This window comes from Nocardioides jejuensis (genome assembly GCF_004337475.1).
Taxonomy (GTDB): domain Bacteria; phylum Actinomycetota; class Actinomycetes; order Propionibacteriales; family Nocardioidaceae; genus Nocardioides; species Nocardioides jejuensis.
Window position 1 is genome coordinate 149,407 of the sequence record NZ_SJZJ01000002.1, and the last position, 17,812, is coordinate 167,218.

A 17,812-nucleotide genomic window follows, 5' to 3' on the forward strand; every position below is an offset into this window, starting at 1 on the left:
TCGGTGGCGGCTGGCATGATTCTCCGCTGTGGCTGAACTGATCTTCCGTACCGGCACGATGGACGCCGGCAAGAGCACCCTGGCGCTCCAGACCAACCACAACCACGCCGCGCGCGGCCGCGTCGGGCTGATCTTCACCACCAAGGACCGGGCCGGCGAGGCCGTCCTGTCGAGCCGGCTGGGCCTCACCCACCAGGCCGTCGAAGTCAACCCCGACTTCGACTTCTGGAAGCACGTCGTCCAGTCGCTGACCGCCGGCGCCCGGATCGACTACCTGATCTGCGACGAGGCCCAGTTCTACGCTCCGGCGCAGATCGAGGACCTCGCCAAGATCGTCGACGAGCTGCAGATCGACGTCTTCTGCTTCGGCATCCTCACCGACTTCCGCACGAAGCTCTTCCCGGGCTCCGCACGCCTGGTCGAGCTCGCCGACCGCACCGAGGTGCTGCAGGTCGAGGCGCTCTGCTGGTGCGGCAAGAAGGCCACCCACAACGCCCGCACCGAGAACGGCGCGATGGTCACCGAGGGCGACCAGGTCGTCGTCGGCGACGTCGTCGAGGATGCCGACGTCCGGGTCGCGTACGAGGTGCTCTGCCGCCAGCACCACCGCCGTGCCCTCACCGCCGCCCGCGCGAAGGCCGTCTCGCTGGCTCCGGAGCCCCTGCCGTTCGGCTGATCAGCCGATCAGGATGGGGATCTCCAGCTCGTCGCGCGTGAGCGATCCATGGAGTCCGATCATGGTGTTCTCGCGCGGGAAGTCGCGGGTCGAGAAGATCGCGAGGTCGTCATGGCAGGCGACCATCACGTCACCGAGTCGCCCGGCGACGCGGTCCTCGACGGGACCGAACCAGCCACGGGCGATCGCCTCGTCGCGGCTCAGCACGGTCGCCCGATCACCGAGGTGGGCACGCCAGGCGGCGAGCACGTCGTCGAGCGCACCGGGCTTCACGTAGAGGTGACGGAAGCGCGCCTCGCCACCGACTAGGGTGATCCCTCGCCGCAGGTGCGAGAGCTTGTCGAGCTCGATCCGCGAGCCGGCCGGCGAGTCGATCATGCCGTGGTCCGCGACGACCAGCAGGCGCACGGACTTCGGCAGGGCGTCGCGCAGGTCCTCGGCGAACTCGTCGATCAGCTGCAGCTCGACGAGCCACTCCGCCGACGCAACGCCGTACTGGTGGCCGGCCTTGTCCAGCTCGCCGTCGTAGACGTAGGTGAACGACGGCCCGTCAGCGGACTCCAGCGTCTCGGCCAGGCGGTCACCCGGTGTGTCCGCGCCGCGGTACGTCGCTCCCCGGTGTGCCGCGCGCGTGAGCCCGGACGTCGCGAACTGCTTCTTGTTGACCGCTGCGGTGTAGATGCCGCGCGCCGCCAGCTGGGCGAACGCCGTCTCGTGCGACTGGTACGTCAACGGGTCGACGTCGCGGTCCCACTGCAGATGGTTGAGCAGCTCGCCGGTCTCCGGCACGCGCGCCGTGTAGCCGACGAGCCCGTGCTGACCGGGCAGGAGACCGGTGCCCAGACTGGTCAGGCTGGTCGCGGTGGTCGACGGCACACCCGAGGTGCCGGTGGACCCGCGCAGCGAGGTCAGGAACGGCGCCGCGTGGGCGTAGCGCTCGAGCAGCTGCTGGCCAAGACCGTCGATGAGGAGCACCACGTACGCCGGCGCAGGCGGGAGGACCAGCCCCGACGGCGTCACACCGAGCGGCTTGCCCAGCGCAGCGGCCACCGCCGGCACCACGTCAGCGATCGACCGCTCGCCGTACGCCGGGAAGCCGAGCTCGAGGCCGGGGAGGCTCATCCCTGCGTGTGCGCGCTCAGCGACGCCGCGAACGCGAGCAGCCGGTCCACCTCGTCCTGGCCCTCGGCCGCCGCGCTGACGCGCAGCGAGAAGTCGTCGGACGCGAGCACACCGGTGTAGCCGTGGTCGGCGTCGCAGTTGGGGTCGTTGCAGCCCGCGGGCTCGAGGTCGATGCGGCCGACGCCGCCCCAGCCGATCGTCAGCACGGCCTCGGCAGCGGGCTGTGCGCCCCGGTCCGGGTTGGTGACCATGCGGGTCACCACGACGGACTTCACGCCAGACAGGGCGATCGCCTCGGTCGAGGTCGACGTGTACGGCTGCGGGAGCAGGTCGTCACCGCCGTGCTCGTCGGTGTGGGCCAGGATCAGCCGGCTCGGGGTCAGGACGACCACGGTGATGTGGCGGCGTACCTCGTCGTGCTCGATCGTCGGCTCGTGGTGGACGTGGAAGTCCACGATCTCCTCGCCGGCGAGCGCGGTCGCCACGCCGTCGAAGACCACCTCGGGGTAGTACCCCGTGCGCTCGATCGCGCGCTTCAAGCTGCTCGTTGCCATGGGGCCGAGTCTGTCACGGCTCACGGTGGTCGACGTGCGAGCGCGAGATCGTGCTCGCGATGTCGAGGACGGATTCGACCGTGGCCTGGAGGTTTGCGCGGGTCGAGTCCTCGGGCAGCGGCATCGTGATGAAGGAGACGATCAGCCGTGTGGTCCAGGTGATGGCGACCCGCGGGTCGACGTCGGGCCAGACACCGGCCGCGACGCGGGCGCGGATGATCGGGGTCAGGCGCGGCTCGGCCGTCTCCAGGACGATCGGGAGCAGCCGCGGGAGCTGCGCGTTGAGGATCTCCGGGTGCCGGGCCAGGATCGCCCGCATGGCCGGGTGCTCACGCGCCTCCATGACGATGTCGACGACCACGGTGACGTAGTCGCGGAACGGATCGGTCGAGGTCTCGGCGCGCTGCACGACCTCCTCGACGGCCCGGTGCACCTCGACCCGCATCAGCGAGTCGTAGAGCTCGGTCCGATCGCGGAAGTGCCGGTAGAGCGTGGGGCGCGACACCTGCGCCCGCTCGGCGATCGTGGTGATCAGCCGCGGACGGGGGCCGTGCTCGCGCAGCACCTGGGCAGCCGCATCGAGGATGCGCTCCCGCAGGTCGTTTCGACCAGCCACTCCAACTCCGTCCTTCGCGTGCGCCCATTATCGCGGACGCCGACCGCATCCCTGAACGCAACGTTTTCCGTGTTTCATGGTTACACTTTCGCCGTTTTGTAACGAGAAGGAGGAGTCGTGGGCCTGACCAGCGATCCGTTCGCCGTCCTCGCCGACCGCCTCGCCGGACGCTCCGCGTCATCCGACGGAGCCCGCCTCGCGCTCGTCGTCGAAGGTGGCGGCATGCGCGGCGTCATCTCCGCAGCCATGGCGACGGCGCTGGAGGAGATCGGCGCCACGCGTCACTTCGATCTGTTCGTCGGAACGTCGGCCGGCGCGACCAACGCCCTGGCCGCGGCCTGCGGCCGGTCGAGCGTGCTCAGCGACCTCTACCCGACGGCGTACGTCTCGCGCGAGCTGATCGACCCGCGCAACCTGCTCCGCGGCCGACCCGTGGTCCACGGCGAGCGGGTCATCGACGTGACGCTGCGGGCGCTCGAGCTGGAGAGCCTGATCCAGCAGGTCACCGCGCCGGTGGCCCTGGTCGCCACCCGGCTGACCGACGGCGTCGCCGTGCCCCTCACCGCGCTGCGCGGGCCTGGTGAGCTGGCCGGCGCTCTCCTCGCGAGCTGCGCACTCCCCCTCGTCGGTGGGCCGCCGGTCGACCACGTCGGCGAGCGCTGGCTGGACGGCGGCGTCTCCGAGGCCATCCCGGTGCGTGCCGCCGCTGCTCTCGGTGCGACCCACGCGATCGTGCTCGCCACCCGGCCGGACGGTGCGGCCCCGAGCCGCGGTCCCATGGACCGCCTGATCGAGCGCTACCTCGGCCGGTACGGCAGCGACGTCGCCGCCGCCTACCGCGCACGCCCCGAGCGATACGCCGCCGACCGGGCCGCGATGACCGCCGGCGAGCTGGTCGGCGTCCGCACGGCCGTGCTGGCGCCCGGAGCGCACGACCCGATCCCGGGCCGCACCGACCGGGACCCGGACCGGATCCGGATCGCCCACGCCACGGCGTACCGTCGCGCCCACGAGCTCCTCCGCTCCGTCGGCGTACTCGATGACCAGACCCTTGCGAACGGAGCCTGACATGCTGCCCGACCAGCCGCTCTTCTACTCGGCCCTCAAGTACGCGCTGCTCGCGCCGTGGCTCAAGCTCGCGCTGCAGCCGAAGGTGATCGGCCGCGAGAACGTCCCGACGTCCGGTGGTGTCCTGCTCGCCGGCAACCACCTGTCGTACCTCGACTGGCTCGTCGTCCCGATGTCGCTGCCGCGGATGGTCCGCTATGTCGCGAAGGCGGAGTACTTCGAGGGCACCGGCCTGCAGGGCGCGTGGCACCGGTTCTTCTTCACCAACACCGGCAACGTCCCGATCGACCGCTCCGGCGCGACCGCCGCCGAGGGCGCGATGATCACGGCGAAGCGGATCCTCAACGAGGGCCACATCTTCGGCATCTACCCCGAGGGCACCCGCTCGCACGACGGCCGCCTCTACAAGGGCAAGACCGGCGTCGCGCGGATCGCCTTCGACACGCAGGTGCCGCTCGTCCCGGTCGCCGTCATCGGCACCGACACCCTGGCTCCGGCCGGCAAGGTCGTGGGCCGCTGGACCCGCCCGACGATCATCTTCGGCGAGCCGATCGACCTCTCCCCCTGGGCTGGCCGCGAGGAGTCGCGGGAGGCACAGCGCGAGCTGACCGACCTGGTCATGGAGCGTATCGCCGCCCTCTCCGGTCAGGAGTACGTCGCCGACACGTACTGCGCCGACGCGAAGCGCGCGTTGCGGGAGTCCCGCGAGGGCTGATCCGGGTCGATGATGGGCAGGTGACCACCTCACCTGCTTCACGCGCGGCGCAGGCCGCGGCCCTGCTGGACCTCCACGCAGGCCCCGGCTTCGTGCTCCCGAACGCGTGGGACGCCGGCTCCGCCAGGATCCTCGCCGGGTGCGGCTTTCCGGCGATCGCCACGACCAGCGCGGGCGTCGCGTGGTCGCTGGGTGTGCCTGACGGCGGACTCGTGTCGCGCGACGTGATGCTGTCGCACATCGCGGCCATCGTCGCCGCCGTGCCGGTGCCGGTGACCGCTGATCTGGAGGCGGGCTACTCGTCCTCCGCCTCGGGGGTCGCAACCACTGTCGGGCTGGCCGTGGATGCTGGCGCCGTCGGGGCGAACCTCGAGGACATCGCCGACGGCTCGCTCTTCTCCGTCTCGGACGGCGCCGAGCGGATCGCCGCCGCGCGCTCTGCCGCGCCTGCGGGCACCTTCGTCATCAATGCCCGCACGGACACGTACTTCGCGGGTGCCTTCTCGGATCCGTTCGCGGAGACGATCACGCGGGCAGTCGCCTACGTCGAGGCCGGCGCGGACTGCATCTTCGTGCCGGGCGTCCGTGATGCCGACACGATCCGGCGTCTCGCCGCCGAGATCCCCGCGCCCCTCAACATCGTCGCCGGACTCGCCAACACCATCTCCGCTCCCGACCTCTTCGCCCTCGGCGTTGCCCGGGTGAGTCTCGGGGGCAGCATCACGCGCGCTGTGTTCGCGTTGCTGGAACGCGCAGGTGCCGAGCTGCTGACCACCGGCACGCTCGGGTTCCTCGACGGCGCGATCAGCTATGCGGAGTTGCAGGAGCGGATGCGTTCCTGAGCGCTGCGTTGACGACGCTGAAGAGGCGGCTCGACGGCTCGAGCGCCGGACCGACTTCCGTGCCATCGTGCCGGAGCGTCAGCGCGGCGAAGCAGACGTCGCTCGTGAGCACCGCGACCCATTCACCACTCTCGCTGTGGAAGGTGAGCGCATCGGTCCTCGTCTCGACGATGTCCGGGCAGTGGCGGATCTCCGGGACCGTGGAGACGCCGGGCTGCGTGTTGACGAGATCAACCAGCCGCTGGACATCCGCTGCGGCTGTGACCGTACGGCGGGTCGTCTTCGTGGCCGGCCCGGGTCCGGAGGACGACGTGGTGGTTCGACGGATCGTGACCTCCGAGACATCTCGAGGGATCCACGCAGTCCTGGCGAACCGCGCTGCGACAAACGTGTCGACGCGGACCGCGACCCCGCCGGCGCACGTGCTGATCGCGAAGGTCGCGATGCCGCCGGTGTGCACGGACGTGCTGCGACCGAGGACCTCGAGGTCATGCTCGGTGATGTGCCCGTTCGTGCTCGACCAGGAGTCGCCGTTGTCGGCCCGCAGCGGCCGCGGGGCATGCCGGTGCACCCACGTCTCGAGGTCCGCCACCGACGCGGGCACGGTCCACCACGTCGTTCGGCGGAAGTGATCATCCGACGGCGTCAGCCCCACCGACGCCGAGCGAAACTGCTTGGCGGGCGACGTCGTCCACTCCTTCGATCCCTTCGGCATCGGCACGGCGTGCAGCAGCCAGTCGGCGTACTTCGCGGTCGCGGCCCGGTTGTCGGCTGTGGCCGGCTCGTCGAGATGGATGCGCGGGTTGGCCGAGGCCGCGTGCGTCGGCGTCGCGGGCGGATCCGACGTGCACGCCGTCAGGCTGAGGGCGAGTGCGGCGGACGCGGCGACGGCAAGGGCAGGGCGCATGGGCGACATGATCGTCGGACGCGCTGGCGCGCGAGGTGGTTCCGCCGAACCCGTCAGCCGATGTGCTCGGCGAGCGCCACGATGATCCCGCTCGGGCCGCGGAGGTAGCAGAGCCGGTAGATGTCCTCGTAGTTGGCGACCTGCCCGAGCAGCGTCGCGCCGTGTCGTCCGAGGCGGTCCAGCATCGTGTCGATGTCGTCGACCTCGAACATCACGCGGTGCAGCCCGATCGTGTTCGGTTGTGCGTGCGGCGGCTCGGGGGTGGTCGCCACCGGAGTGGCGTACGCCGTCAGCTCGAGGCGGCCACTGCCGTCCGGCGTACGCATCATCGCGATCTCTGTCCGTACGCCGTCGAGCCCGGTGCACTGGTCGGCGACCGCACCCTCGACCTGCTGACGACCCTCCAGGTCGAGGCCGAGCTCGGTGAAAAAGGCGATCGCGGCGTCGAGGTCATCCACCACGATCGCGACGTTGTCCATGCGCAGGGTGGTCATCTGGTCAGGCTAGGCCGGGCGACCGGGACGAGGCCATGCCGCCCGCCTGAGTAGCACGACGCATCCCCTCCGGCTCCCGCTCCCTGAGGCTGGGTCCATGACCAAAGAACTCCTCCGCACGTCCCTTGTCGTCGCACTCTGGAGTGCCGCGATGTGGTTCGCCTGGCTCGGCTGGGACCACGGCTACTACGAGGTCAACGGCGTCGCGCAAGGTCCGTACCGCGCGTGGCAGGTGGTCGGCTGCGGTGCTGCCGTCACCCTCGGCGCCGTCGTCGGCTACCTGCGCTCCCCCGGTCGTTCGTCCATCTGGATCGTTGCCGCGGCCGGCGTCGTCGGCTTCGCGGTGCCGTGGGGCCGAGATGCCTCCGGCGACGAGTCGGGCATGTGGCTTGTCGATCTGATGATGCTGCTGGTCGGCGGCTTCATCGGGCTGTCGATGCTGCTCGGGCTCATCTGGCTGATGCGCGACGCCGACCGGAGCGACGGCCGCTGGTCCGAGGAGGTCATCGGCTTCCTCGCGATCGTCGGCTGCCTGCTGCTTGTCACGCCGGTCTTCCCGCTCGGCGTAGTGGTGCTGGGGATCGCTGCCGTCTCCTACGTACGTCGTCGTCGGAACCGCGCGCCGTTGGTGCGCTGATCCAGCACGCACGACACCGGCTGTCACGCGCGTTCGTAGATGCCGATCACGTCACCGGTGGCGTCGCTGAACACGAGTTGGTCGTCGCGCAGCCGGACCTGCGACGCCTGCGCGATCGCGTCCACGTTCTGCGGCGTCTCGGCGAACGCTGAACCGGTGCCGGGCTTCAAGGTCGTCAGACACGCCACCAGCGTGGTGACTGCCGGGCCCGCCTGAGCCCAGTCGCCAAACGTCGATAACAGCGCGGTGCCACTCGTGGAGTTGCACCCGTCGGCAGCACTCCACGCGATGTCTGCATCCCGACGCGAGAAGGAGGCACCCAGACGCTTCCCCGTGAACGTGCGCCAGTCCTCCCGCTTCCCGAAGAGCTCGACCGGGTGCCACGCGCCGATCAGCTCCGACGCCGTAGCGACTCGGTCCGCTGAACGCGACGCGGACGGCCGGGGCGATTCGGCGCGCCCGGGGTCCGATGCGTGCGAGCACGCGGAGAGCATCAAGCAGGCGGCAAGGGCCACGGCAGTGGGACGCATACCGCGACGCTAGGAGACGCGGCGCCCACCGTCTTGATTTCCGGAGAACCGATCGAGTCAGGCTGCGTCGTACGGCTGCGGCGCTCGGGGTGGGCGCGACCGAACGGTGTGGCCGGTGGGAGTCGCAGTCTCGATGGAGCCATCAGGCGCTGGACCTGCTCGCCAACCTGGTGCTTGTTTCGCGTGGTTGCACGCTTCGCAGAGGCCCTGCCCGTTGTCGAGGGAGGTCTGTCCGCCGGCATCGTGGTCGAGCGCGTGGTCGAGATGACGGATCGGAGCCCCGCACCACGGCGTACGACAGAGCTGGTCGCGGAAGACGATCAGCTTCGCCAGCATCCGGGGGAAGAGGCGGGCTCGGGAGTCCATGGCCACGAGACGGCCGTCGTTGCCGGCGTACAGGCGGCGGAGCCAGAGCTCGAGGCCGGCGTCCAGGGTGTCGTGGGCGAGCCGACGGGCAAGGTCCGCGGGGATCTGGCCGAAGCCGTCGAGGTGCGCGGGCTCGTGGTCGCCGCCGAGGAGAGTCTGGTCGGAGAGGACGACATCGACCGTCGTCGGGACGACCGGCGGACCGCCCGGAACGACGGGTCGGGCACCGGTCGCGCGCACGACGAGGAGGTCCGCCATCAGCTGACCGCGCGAGCGCTCGTCACCGGCAGCGCGGAGCCGGTCGGCCTCCTTCGACAGCGCCGCGAAGACCGCCACACCCTGCGCCACCGGGAGCAGCGCCGAGAGCTGGCTCATCACGTCGGGAGCGGGACGCAGCGTGACCCGGCGGTCGGCCTCGGCCTTGCGCCGCCGCCCGACGACCGAGCCGGGATCGAGCTGGTACGCCAGCCGGCGGACGTCGCCAACGAGCTCCCGATCGGAGTACGCCGAGAAGGCCTCCGGGTCGCCGGCGATGGCGCGGTCGACCGTGGCGCGATCGCTGCGCGACAGGCAGGCCGTCTCCTGCGCCATCAGCGTCGCGCGGAACTCGGTGACCTGGCCCGCGCGCAAGGCGGACAGGGTGTGCGGCATCTCGTCGCTGAGCACGACCGCGAGGCCGAGGTGCCGCTGACCGCGGTGCGGCGACTCGCGGCGGGCGAAGGCGACCTGGGAGGCAACGCCTCTCCCCTGCCTCGCCGACGGCACACCGGCCGCCGCCTGCTCGGCTCGCTGGGAGCGAGCGAACTCCGCCGTGACCACCGCCTGAGCACCAGCCGCAGCACAGGTCAGCTCCTCGAGCGCTCGCAGCAGCTCGATCCGCTGCGGATCGTCAGCGGCCAGCTCGGCAGAGCCAAGCGACCGGGTCCATCCGCGCACGGTGTCCGCATCGACGGGCAGCCGAGTCGGCCCGGTGACCACCGAGCCGACGACGTTTCCCGAGATGCCGAACATGTGTTCGATTTTACCTGTGCCTGTACCGGAAAGGAACCCCTCCAGACCTCCTTGTGGAAACTGTTTTCGCAGGTCAAAGCCCGGTTTTCATCCACAGGTCGCCGATCGCGCCGACCCCCGCTCCATCGCTCAACAGTTCACCTCAAGCACCGACGTCGGCTTGCTACAGGACGAGTACGACCAGTCCACGCCACCGAACTTGTCGCGCGTGCTGTCGACGTACACCTCGGTCGTGCGCTGCTTCGTCACGCGGTAGTAGCTGACGATCGGGTCGCCTTCGGTCGTCAGCGCCTGGACCTTGAGCTCGCCGCCCTTCCCCGATCTGAGCGCTGCAGCCAGGCACGTGATCCCGTCACGACCCGCCCTCTCCAGGCTGATGCCCTGATCGAGGACCAGCGACCCGCAACTTGGCAGCGGCGCACGCGCCTCAAACGAGCCGTCGCCCGGATCGCCAGCATCAGCCGAGCACGCACTGACACCCGCAAGGCCGATGACCAGCCCGGACAACGCGACGACCCACCTGCGAGGAGATTCCATGTCGGTCTGACGCGCCATCGTCGCCTCGGGTTCCGACGACGGCGACGTACGCGAACTCGCACCGCTGTCGCCGACTCAATGCAGCGTGTCCCCCGGCAGCGGATTCAGCCGCCGCGCAAACCAATCAGCGCGAGCATCCGTAACCGGCTGGACGCGGATCGACGCGGAGAGCACGGAGGCACCAGAGGACGAGGCCAGGACCAGCGGCAGCGAGATGTGGTGGATCTGGGGCAGGTCGTTCTTGAGGCGCGCGACCCGCAGCAGCAGCTCCTCGACCGCGTCGACGTCGACGATGTCGGAGCCGCGGTAGCCGAAGAGCATCGGCGACCCCTTGATCTCGCGCGTCATCGCACGGGCGTCGTGCACCGACAGCGGCGGGATGCGCCAGGAGCGGTCGCCGAGCAGCTCGGAGACCGGACCCGCGATACCGAACGAGACCACCGGGCCGAAGAGCGGATCCTCCTCGGCTGTGATCGAGACCGGCACGCCCTGCGGCGCCGTCGGCTGGACCACGAACGCCGCCTCGTCCGGGTGCTCGACCCGGCCACGGAGCAGCGCCCATGCCTGGCGCATCTCCCCCGCGTCGCGGATGTGGCGCCACGAGTGGACCAGGTCCGGACGCTGTCGGAAGCGGTCGGCGGTCGCCTTGAGGACGACGTCCCAGCCGAGGTCCGAGGCCGCGGCGATCGCGTCCTCGACGGTGTCGGCGGGCAGCGACGGCCACAGCTCCATGCCGTACGCCGCGAGGACGTCGTGCGCCTCGGCGTACTCCAGGACGCGGCCACGGGGAGCGATGGAGAGCACCTGCTCGACGACCTCGCGGCCGCCGACGGGGTCGACGAGCACCTCGGCGGCCTCGTGCTGCGGGAGCCGGAGCCACACGGCGTACTCGACGACCTTGGCGAGGGCTCGGACCGCGGACTCGACAGCCGGATAGGACGGCACCGATCCGCGGCCGGCAGCGCCGCCGGACGCATCGCGCACGCGGAGCTGCGGCGGGACACCCTTCTCACCGAGGAACGTCGACACGATCGGCTTCGTCGACGTGGCCGCAGCCGCAGCCAGTGCGGTCGCGGGCTCGGCGGCCGAGGCGTTGAGGGGCGGCAGCCAGACCGCGACGACGGCGTCGATGTCGTCGGACCCGATCGCCTCGCGCAGCGCCTCCTCGAAGTCCGCAGCGGTCGCCCGCGCGCCCAGATCGAACTGGCGCGCCACCACGAGACCTGAGCCGGCCGCAGCATCGCGCGCCAGCAGTCCGATGGCGTCGGAGTTGCCGACGACAGCGACCCGGCGTCCGGCCGGAAGCGGCTGGTGCGCGAGCACCTGCGCGACGTCGAACATCTCCTCCAGCGTGTCGACCTGGATCACGCCGGCCTGGCGGAACATCGCGTCGACGGCACCCGGCGGGGTCATCGCCGTACGGACCTGGTGGCCCATCGGCACACCCTGCGTGGTCCGGCCGGACCGCACAGCCACGATCGGCTTCTTCCGCGAGACGCGGCGGGCGATGCGGGAGAACTTCCGCGGGTTACCCATCGACTCCATGTAGAGCAGGACGACCTCGGTCGAGTCGTCCTCCTCCCAGTACTGCAGGAGGTCGTTGCCGGAGACGTCGGCACGATTGCCCGCAGAGACGAACGTCGACAGGCCGAGGCCTCGCGCGTTGACCTTGTCGAGGATCGCCGAGCCCAGCGCACCGGACTGGCAGAAGAAGCCAGCGCGACCACGGGCCGGCATGTTCGGCGACAGCGAGGCGTTGATCGAGACGTCGGGGTCGGTGTTGATGACGCCGAGGCAGTTGGGGCCGATCAGCCGCAGGCCGTAGGAGCGGGCGAGGCCGACGAGCTTGCGCTGGCGCTGGCGCCCCTCCTCACCGGTCTCCGCGAAGCCCGACGAGATGACGACGAGACCCTTGACGCCCTTGGCCGCGCAGTCGAGAACGACGTCCTGCACCGCGTCGGCCGGCACGGCAACGATCGCGAGGTCGACCTCGTCCGGGATCTCCCCCACGGTCGCGTACGCCGCGAGGCCGCTGGTCGACTCCCCCGTCGGGTTGACCGCGTAGACGCGTCCGGTGAAGTCGCCGGTGACCAGGTTGCGCACGAGCGCCTGGCCGATCGAGCCGGGGCGACGCGAGGCACCGATCACCGCGACGGACCGGGCGGCGAGGAACTGTGCGATCGCCGCCGACTCCGAGCGGTGCTCGCGGTCCTGCATGACACCGATGGCGGTGGTGGTCGGGTCGATGTCGAAACCGAGCGTCATCACGCCGTCCTCGACGCCGCCCATGACCTGATAGCCCGCGGCCTCGAACGTCGCGATCATCCGCTTGTTGTCGGGCAGGACGTCGGCGGTGAAGCGTCGTACGCCGCGCTCCCGGCCGGCCTGCGCGAGGTGCTCGAGGAGGATCTGCGCGATGCCGCGACCCTGGTGCCGGTCCTCGACGAGGAAGGCGACCTCCGCCTCACCGGGCGACACGACGTCGAAACGACCGACCGCGATGATCCGGCCGGCGAGCTCCATGACGAAGGCGATCCGCTTGGTGTGGTCGACGCGGGTGAAGATCGCGATCTCGCGCGTCGACAGCTTCGGCCGGGGCGCGAAGAACCGGTAGTACTTCGACCGGTCGGACACGCGCGCGTAGAACTGCTCGAGCCCCGCGGCGTCATCCGGACGGATCGGACGGATGTGGGCCGTGCCACCGTCGAGCAGCAGGACATCAGCCGCCCAGTGGTGCGGGGGCTCAATGGTCTCCGGCGCGGCTTCGCTCACGGGGAGAAATCTACGGGAGACTTCCCCCATGGCACGCCGCACCACCCCCGCACCGCCCCCTGAGGACTTCGAGGAGCACATCCTCGACATCGACGTCCGTGACGAGATGCGGTCATCGTTCCTCGAGTACGCGTACTCCGTCATCTACTCGCGCGCCCTCCCGGACGCGCGCGACGGCCTCAAGCCGGTGCAGCGACGCATCCTCTACACGATGAACGACATGGGCCTGCGGCCCGACCGCGGCCACGTCAAGAGCGCCCGCGTCGTCGGCGAGGTCATGGGTCGCCTGCACCCGCACGGTGACTCCGCGATCTACGACGCGATGGTCCGCATGGCCCAGCCGTGGTCGATGCGCGTGCCCTTCATCGACGGGCACGGCAACTTCGGCTCGCCCGACAACGGCCCGGCCGCCATGCGTTACACCGAGGCGCGCATGTCCCCCGCCGCGCTCGCGATGACGGCCTCCATCGACGAGGACACCGTCGACTTCAAGCCCAACTACGACAGCCGCGAGATGGAGCCGACGGTCCTTCCGTCCGCGCTGCCCAACCTGGTGGTCAACGGCACCACCGGCATCGCGGTCGGCATGGCGACCAACATGGCCCCGCACAACCTGGTCGAGACCGTCCAGGCGCTGCGGCACCTGATCACGCACCCGAAGGCGACCGTCGACGACCTGATGCGGTTCATCCCGGGTCCCGACCTGCCGACCGGCGGCAAGATCATCGGCCTCGACGGCATCCGCGACGCCTACGAGACCGGCCGCGGCAGCTTCAAGATGCGGGCCACTGCCCGCGTCGAGACCCAGGGCCGCAAGAAGGTCATCGTCGTCACCGAGATGCCCTACAACGTGGGCATCGAGAAGGTCGTCGAGCGGATGAAGTCGCTCGTCCAGGCGAAGAAGCTCCAGGGCATCTCCGACGTCAAGGACCTCTCCGACATGGCGAACCCCACGCGCCTGGTCATCGAGGTCAAGAACGGCTTCCACCCCGAGGCGATCCTCGAGCAGCTCTACAAGCAGACGCCGCTCGAGGAGTCGTTCTCCATCAACGCGGTCTGCCTCGTCGAGGGCCAGCCCCGCACGCTCGGCCTCAAGGAGCTCCTCGAGGTCTTCCTCGGTCACCGCTTCGAGGTCGTACGCCGGCGCTCGTCGTTCCGCCGCGGCAAGGCTGCCGACCGCCTGCACCTGGTGCAGGGACTGCTCATCGCGATCCTCGACATCGACGAGGTCATCCAGGTGATCCGGTCCTCCGACAACGCGGCGGCCGCCAAGGAACGCCTCATCGACATCTTCGAGCTGTCGGAGATCCAGGCCGACTACATCCTCGACATGCCGCTGCGTCGCCTGACGAAGTTCAGCAAGCTCGAGCTCGAGAAGGAGCAGGAGGACCTGCGCCGCACCATCGAGGAGCTCGACGCGATCCTCGCCGACGAGAAGCTGCTGCGGAAGGTCGTCTCCGACGAGCTGGCCGAGGTCGCGAAGACCTTCGGCACGCCCCGCCGGACCGTGCTCCTGGAGTCGGCGGGTGTCGCCGTCACCAGCGCCGTGCCGCTGGAGGTCGCCGACGACCCGTGCTTCGTCTTCCTGTCCTCCTCCGGCCTCCTCGCCCGTACGACGACGGCCGATGCGCCCGGCCAGGGCGGACCGCGCGGCAAGCACGACGTGATCGTCTCGGCCGTCCGGGCGACCGCCCGCGGCGAGATCGGCCTGCTCACCACGCAGGGCCGCGTGATCAAGCTCGGTGTCCTCGACCTGCCGACACTCCCGTCGACGGCGAACGATCCCCATCTCACCGGCGGAGCGCCGGTGTCTGAATTTGTCGAGCTGGCCGCGGGCGAACGCGTGCTCGCCCTCACTTCGTTCGCCGAGAACTCGCTCGGCCTCGCCGTCGGCACGAAGCAGGGCATCGTCAAGCGGGTCAACCCGGAGTACCTCTCCAACAAGGACGACTGGGAGTTCATCAGCCTCAAGGACGGCGACGAGGTCGTCGGCGCCCTGGAGATGACCGACCGGGCCGAGACGCTCTGCTTCATCACCACCGACGCGCAGCTGCTGCACTTCGCCGCAGACGGCGTGCGTGCGCAGGGCCGTGCGGGCGGCGGCATCGCCGGCATCCGCCTCGCCGACAAGGCAACCGTGGCGTGGTTCGGTGCCGTCTCCGACGACGCGGTCGTCGTGACTGCCTCCGGGTCCAGCACCGCCCTCCCGGGCACCGAGGCCGGGTCGGTCAAGGTCACCCCGTTCACCGAGTACCCGCCGAAGGGTCGCGGCACCGGCGGCGTCCGCTGCCACCGCATGCTCAAGGGCGAGGACACGCTGGTCTTCGCCTGGGCCGGCGAGCCGCCCGCCCGCGCCGCGGCAGCGAGCGGCGCCCCCGTCGACCTCCCGGAGCTCGACCTGCGGCGCGACGGCTCCGGCGTACCGGTGGCGCAGCCGATCGTCGCGTGCTCCACGTCAGTCACCTTGCAGCTCGGCACCCCGGGCGCCGCAGGCCCTGTGGCAGGCTGACGGCATGCGCGTCCTGACGGCGGCGGTTGCCGCGTCCCTGCTCCTGCTGCCCGCCTGTTCGTCCGACACCCCGAAGCCGGCCGGCGCCTCGCCGGAGAAGGTCCTGGCAGCGGCCGCAAAGAAGCTCGACGCGACCTCCGGCGTCGAGCTGACGCTCAGCTCGGCCGGCCTCCCCGACCAGGGCAACGGCTTCGTCCTGGTCGGCGGCGACGGCACCGCGGTCAAGCCCGATGCCTTCGAAGGCGCGCTGCAGATCAAGGCGCTCGGCCTCAGCACCTCCGCCCGGGTCATCGCGACCGGCGGCAAGGTCTGGATCCAGAACGACCTGCTCGGCGACGGCTTCAAGAAGATCGACCCCGAGCAGTACGGCGTTCCTGACCCGGGTGCCCTGCTGGCGGCCGACGGCGGTGTCAGCGACCTTCTCGCCGAGACGACCCAGCTCGACGAGGGTGACAGCGTGCGCGGCGGCACGGACAACAAGGACGTCCTGACCGAGTACACCGGCGTTCTGACCGGCACGCAGATCCACCACGTGCTCGGCATGGGTGCCGGCGACTTCAAGGTCCGCTACGAGGTCGACTCCGACGGCTACCTGCGCACCGTCGACCTCACGGGTGCCTTCTACGCCGGCGAGCCGGACGCGACGTACACCGTATCCCTCACCAAGTACGACGTCACCAAGCAGATCACCGCCCCGTGACCGCACGCCGTCGTCCGTCGGCGCTCCTCGCGCTGGCGGCCGCCGCGGTGGCCTTCGCCGCCGCTGACACCTACGTCGTCGTCCTCGCCCTGCCGGACATGATGGCGACGCACCAGATCCCGGTGACCGAGCTCCAGCGCGCGGCGCCGATCATCTCCGGTTTCCTGCTCGGGTACGTCGCGATGCTGCCGCTGATCGGCCGTCTGGCCGACCTGCGCGGACGTCTTCCGGTACTCATCCTCTGCCTCGGCATCTTCGCCGTCGGCTCGTTCATGACCGCGTTCTCCGGCGACTTCGGCTCGATGGTGGCCGGCCGCTTCGTGCAGGGCGTCGGCGGCGGCGGGCTGGTCCCGGCGACGCTCGCGCTGGTCGCCGACCTCTATCCGCCCTCCCGGCGGGCCGTGCCGCTCGGCGTCGTGTCCGCCGTCCAGGAGGTCGGCAGCGTGCTCGGACCGCTCTTCGGTGCGGTCGTGCTGGCGCTGTGGTTCTGGCAGGCGATCTTCCTGATCAACGTCGTCGTCGCCGTCACCCTGCTCGCCCTCCTCAAGCTCGCCGAAACCCGGGTTTTGACGCGCCGAGACCCGGGTTTTGACGCGCCGAGTCGCGGGTTTTGGCGGGTGGACTGGCTCGGCCTCGCTGCGCTCGGCCTTGCTGGCGCCTCGTACGTCCTGCTCGTCCTCCGGCCGTCGTCGGTGCAGCGCGACCTCTTCTGGGGCCAGCTCTTCATCCCGTACGCCGGCGACTCCAGCTGGACCACTCCCCTCGGCCTGACGGTGGTCGGCGCCCTCATCGCACTGCTGCTGCGGTGCTGGTTCGCGCGGCGTCCCCTGGTCGACGTACAGGCGTGGGTGGGGGCACTTCGGCAGGCCGACGTCGTGGGCGCGCTGCTGCTCGCCACGGTGCTGGGCGGGATCGTGCTGGCGTTCGCGACAGCCGAACCGGCAGTGCAGCTCTTCGCGCCGCAGGGTCACTGGTACCTCCTCGGAGCCGGCGTCGCGCTGGTCGCGCTCGCCGTCCACCTCCGTCGTTCGCAGCGACCGCTCGTCGATCCGCGCAGCCTGCGCGAGCGGCCCGCGTGGGGTGCGCTGGTGGTCAGCTTCCTCGTCGGCGCCGCGCTGATCGCAGCACTCGTCGACATCCCGATCTTCGCGCGCACGACGCGCTATCCGGAGTCGCAGCTGATGGCGGCCCTGGTCCTGGTGCGCTTCCTCGCCGCGCTGCCCCTCGGTGCCTGGCTCGGTGGTGTCGCGACGCGCCGTTTCGGTGCCGCCTGGGTTGCCGCGACAGGTCTGGTCGCATCGGCCTGCGGGTTCGCGCTGATGGCCCGCTGGGACGACTCGACGCTCACTGGCATCGCCGCTCCGACCGCAGCGCTGGTGCTGGCCGGCCTCGGGTTCGGCCTGGCGCTCGCGCCGGTCACGGCCTCGCTCCTGGCCCACACCCCCGCGGACACGCACGGGGTGAGTGCCGCCCTCGCCGTTGTGGCCCGGATGGTCGGCATGCTCGTCGGACTCTCGGCGCTGACGGCGATCGGCCTCCACCGGTTCCACCTGGCGGTCGAGGCCGGTCGCTCCGCCGCGGAGGCTGCGCTCGTGCAGGAGCAGACGGTCTTCACCGGTGCGGCGGTCTGCTGCGTGGCGGCGGCCGTCACAGCGCTGCTCGTCCTGCGCGACCGACAGCGCGCCTGAAGCGGACATTTCATACGACTGCAACACGGAGAAACGCCCCCCAGCGCCGTCGCCCGCCTAGCATGCAG

General features: G+C 70.6%; 17 protein-coding genes. 8 read left to right on the plus strand and 9 right to left on the minus strand.

Going from position 1 to position 17,812, the window contains the following annotated elements:
• Positions 1-28: 28 nt before the first annotated feature.
• Complete coding sequence (locus EPD65_RS02185; RefSeq protein WP_131581514.1) at positions 29-676, plus strand: thymidine kinase; 648 nt, start codon at positions 29-31, stop codon at positions 674-676.
• Here EPD65_RS02185 and EPD65_RS02190 read toward each other — a convergent pair whose 3' ends face one another.
• From EPD65_RS02190 to EPD65_RS02200, 3 genes are read right to left on the minus strand one after another with little or no spacing between them, the layout of a single operon-like run.
• Entirely contained in the window at positions 677-1,798 is a 1,122-nt protein-coding gene (locus EPD65_RS02190; RefSeq protein WP_131581515.1) for an alkaline phosphatase family protein, read from the minus strand.
• On the minus strand, positions 1,795-2,352 hold the full coding sequence (locus EPD65_RS02195; protein WP_131581516.1) for a DUF5998 family protein: 558 nt from the start codon (positions 2,350-2,352) through the stop codon (positions 1,795-1,797). The genes EPD65_RS02190 and EPD65_RS02195 overlap by 4 nt, the downstream gene beginning before the upstream one ends.
• A gap of 13 nt (positions 2,353-2,365) precedes the next feature.
• A complete protein-coding gene (locus tag EPD65_RS02200) occupies positions 2,366-2,968 on the minus strand; it encodes a TetR/AcrR family transcriptional regulator (RefSeq protein ID WP_131581517.1) in 603 nt (200 codons plus the stop codon).
• A gap of 117 nt (positions 2,969-3,085) precedes the next feature.
• Between EPD65_RS02200 and EPD65_RS02205 the strand changes: the two genes are divergently transcribed.
• From EPD65_RS02205 to EPD65_RS02215, 3 genes are read left to right on the plus strand one after another with little or no spacing between them, the layout of a single operon-like run.
• The gene (locus EPD65_RS02205; RefSeq protein WP_131581518.1) at positions 3,086-4,036 is read left to right on the plus strand and encodes a patatin-like phospholipase family protein; all 951 of its coding nucleotides are present in this window, start codon (positions 3,086-3,088) and stop codon (positions 4,034-4,036) included.
• Position 4,037: 1 nt separating this feature from the next.
• Entirely contained in the window at positions 4,038-4,751 is a 714-nt protein-coding gene (locus EPD65_RS02210) for a lysophospholipid acyltransferase family protein (RefSeq protein ID WP_243640395.1), read from the plus strand.
• 20 nt (positions 4,752-4,771) lie between these two features.
• Complete coding sequence (locus EPD65_RS02215; protein ID WP_131581520.1) at positions 4,772-5,593, plus strand: isocitrate lyase/PEP mutase family protein; 822 nt, start codon at positions 4,772-4,774, stop codon at positions 5,591-5,593.
• Here the strand turns inward: EPD65_RS02215 and EPD65_RS02220 are convergent.
• Complete coding sequence (locus tag EPD65_RS02220; protein ID WP_131581521.1) at positions 5,556-6,500, minus strand: hypothetical protein; 945 nt, start codon at positions 6,498-6,500, stop codon at positions 5,556-5,558. The genes EPD65_RS02215 and EPD65_RS02220 overlap by 38 nt on opposite strands.
• Positions 6,501-6,553: 53 nt before the next feature.
• Complete coding sequence (locus EPD65_RS02225; RefSeq protein ID WP_131581522.1) at positions 6,554-6,994, minus strand: VOC family protein; 441 nt, start codon at positions 6,992-6,994, stop codon at positions 6,554-6,556.
• A 97-nt stretch (positions 6,995-7,091) separates the two neighbouring features.
• Between EPD65_RS02225 and EPD65_RS02230 the strand changes: the two genes are divergently transcribed.
• A complete protein-coding gene (locus tag EPD65_RS02230) occupies positions 7,092-7,631 on the plus strand; it encodes a hypothetical protein (protein ID WP_131581523.1) in 540 nt (179 codons plus the stop codon).
• 23 nt (positions 7,632-7,654) lie between these two features.
• On the opposite strand, the gene EPD65_RS02235 is transcribed toward EPD65_RS02230, so the two are convergent.
• The 4 genes from EPD65_RS02235 to EPD65_RS02250 all read right to left on the minus strand — a co-directional run bounded on the left by EPD65_RS02235 (position 7,655) and on the right by EPD65_RS02250 (position 12,847).
• Positions 7,655-8,161 carry an META domain-containing protein gene (locus EPD65_RS02235; RefSeq protein ID WP_131581524.1) on the minus strand — a complete coding sequence of 169 codons (507 nt, stop codon included), beginning with the start codon at positions 8,159-8,161 and terminating at the stop codon, positions 7,655-7,657.
• 57 nt (positions 8,162-8,218) lie between these two features.
• Positions 8,219-9,538 (minus strand): HNH endonuclease, encoded by a 1,320-nt coding sequence (locus tag EPD65_RS02240; protein ID WP_131581525.1) that lies wholly within the window; start codon positions 9,536-9,538, stop codon positions 8,219-8,221.
• A gap of 129 nt (positions 9,539-9,667) precedes the next feature.
• Entirely contained in the window at positions 9,668-10,093 is a 426-nt protein-coding gene (locus EPD65_RS02245; RefSeq protein WP_131581526.1) for a DUF4362 domain-containing protein, read from the minus strand.
• A gap of 57 nt (positions 10,094-10,150) precedes the next feature.
• Positions 10,151-12,847: a bifunctional acetate--CoA ligase family protein/GNAT family N-acetyltransferase gene (locus EPD65_RS02250; protein ID WP_243640396.1), complete on the minus strand. Its 2,697-nt coding sequence runs from the start codon at positions 12,845-12,847 to the stop codon at positions 10,151-10,153.
• A gap of 28 nt (positions 12,848-12,875) precedes the next feature.
• On the opposite strand from EPD65_RS02250, the gene EPD65_RS02255 reads away from it, so the two are divergent.
• Genes EPD65_RS02255 through EPD65_RS02265 form a run of 3 tightly spaced genes read left to right on the plus strand, consistent with a single transcriptional unit; the run spans position 12,876 to position 17,744 of the window.
• Positions 12,876-15,356, plus strand: a complete 2,481-nt coding sequence (locus EPD65_RS02255; protein WP_131581528.1) for a DNA gyrase/topoisomerase IV subunit A — start codon at positions 12,876-12,878, stop codon at positions 15,354-15,356.
• Positions 15,357-15,360: 4 nt separating this feature from the next.
• The gene (locus EPD65_RS02260) at positions 15,361-16,056 is read left to right on the plus strand and encodes an LppX_LprAFG lipoprotein (RefSeq protein ID WP_131581529.1); all 696 of its coding nucleotides are present in this window, start codon (positions 15,361-15,363) and stop codon (positions 16,054-16,056) included.
• On the plus strand, positions 16,053-17,744 hold the full coding sequence (locus EPD65_RS02265; RefSeq protein ID WP_131581530.1) for an MFS transporter: 1,692 nt from the start codon (positions 16,053-16,055) through the stop codon (positions 17,742-17,744). The genes EPD65_RS02260 and EPD65_RS02265 overlap by 4 nt, the downstream gene beginning before the upstream one ends.
• The last annotated feature ends 68 nt before the right edge of the window (positions 17,745-17,812 follow it).

What these genes read in the sequence shown, in the direction of transcription:
- EPD65_RS02225 (WP_131581522.1), bottom strand. Translation starts at nt 6,994, where the DNA reads ATGACCACCCTGCGCATGGACAACGTCGCGATCGTGGTGGATGACCTC.
- EPD65_RS02210 (WP_243640395.1), top strand. Translation starts at nt 4,038, where the DNA reads ATGCTGCCCGACCAGCCGCTCTTCTACTCGGCCCTCAAGTACGCGCTG.
- EPD65_RS02260 (WP_131581529.1), top strand. Translation starts at nt 15,361, where the DNA reads ATGCGCGTCCTGACGGCGGCGGTTGCCGCGTCCCTGCTCCTGCTGCCC.
- EPD65_RS02255 (WP_131581528.1), top strand. Translation starts at nt 12,876, where the DNA reads ATGGCACGCCGCACCACCCCCGCACCGCCCCCTGAGGACTTCGAGGAG.
- EPD65_RS02195 (WP_131581516.1), bottom strand. Translation starts at nt 2,352, where the DNA reads ATGGCAACGAGCAGCTTGAAGCGCGCGATCGAGCGCACGGGGTACTAC.
- EPD65_RS02220 (WP_131581521.1), bottom strand. Translation starts at nt 6,500, where the DNA reads ATGCGCCCTGCCCTTGCCGTCGCCGCGTCCGCCGCACTCGCCCTCAGC.
- EPD65_RS02190 (WP_131581515.1), bottom strand. Translation starts at nt 1,798, where the DNA reads ATGAGCCTCCCCGGCCTCGAGCTCGGCTTCCCGGCGTACGGCGAGCGG.
- EPD65_RS02245 (WP_131581526.1), bottom strand. Translation starts at nt 10,093, where the DNA reads ATGGCGCGTCAGACCGACATGGAATCTCCTCGCAGGTGGGTCGTCGCG.
- EPD65_RS02230 (WP_131581523.1), top strand. Translation starts at nt 7,092, where the DNA reads ATGACCAAAGAACTCCTCCGCACGTCCCTTGTCGTCGCACTCTGGAGT.
- EPD65_RS02240 (WP_131581525.1), bottom strand. Translation starts at nt 9,538, where the DNA reads ATGTTCGGCATCTCGGGAAACGTCGTCGGCTCGGTGGTCACCGGGCCG.
- EPD65_RS02235 (WP_131581524.1), bottom strand. Translation starts at nt 8,161, where the DNA reads ATGCGTCCCACTGCCGTGGCCCTTGCCGCCTGCTTGATGCTCTCCGCG.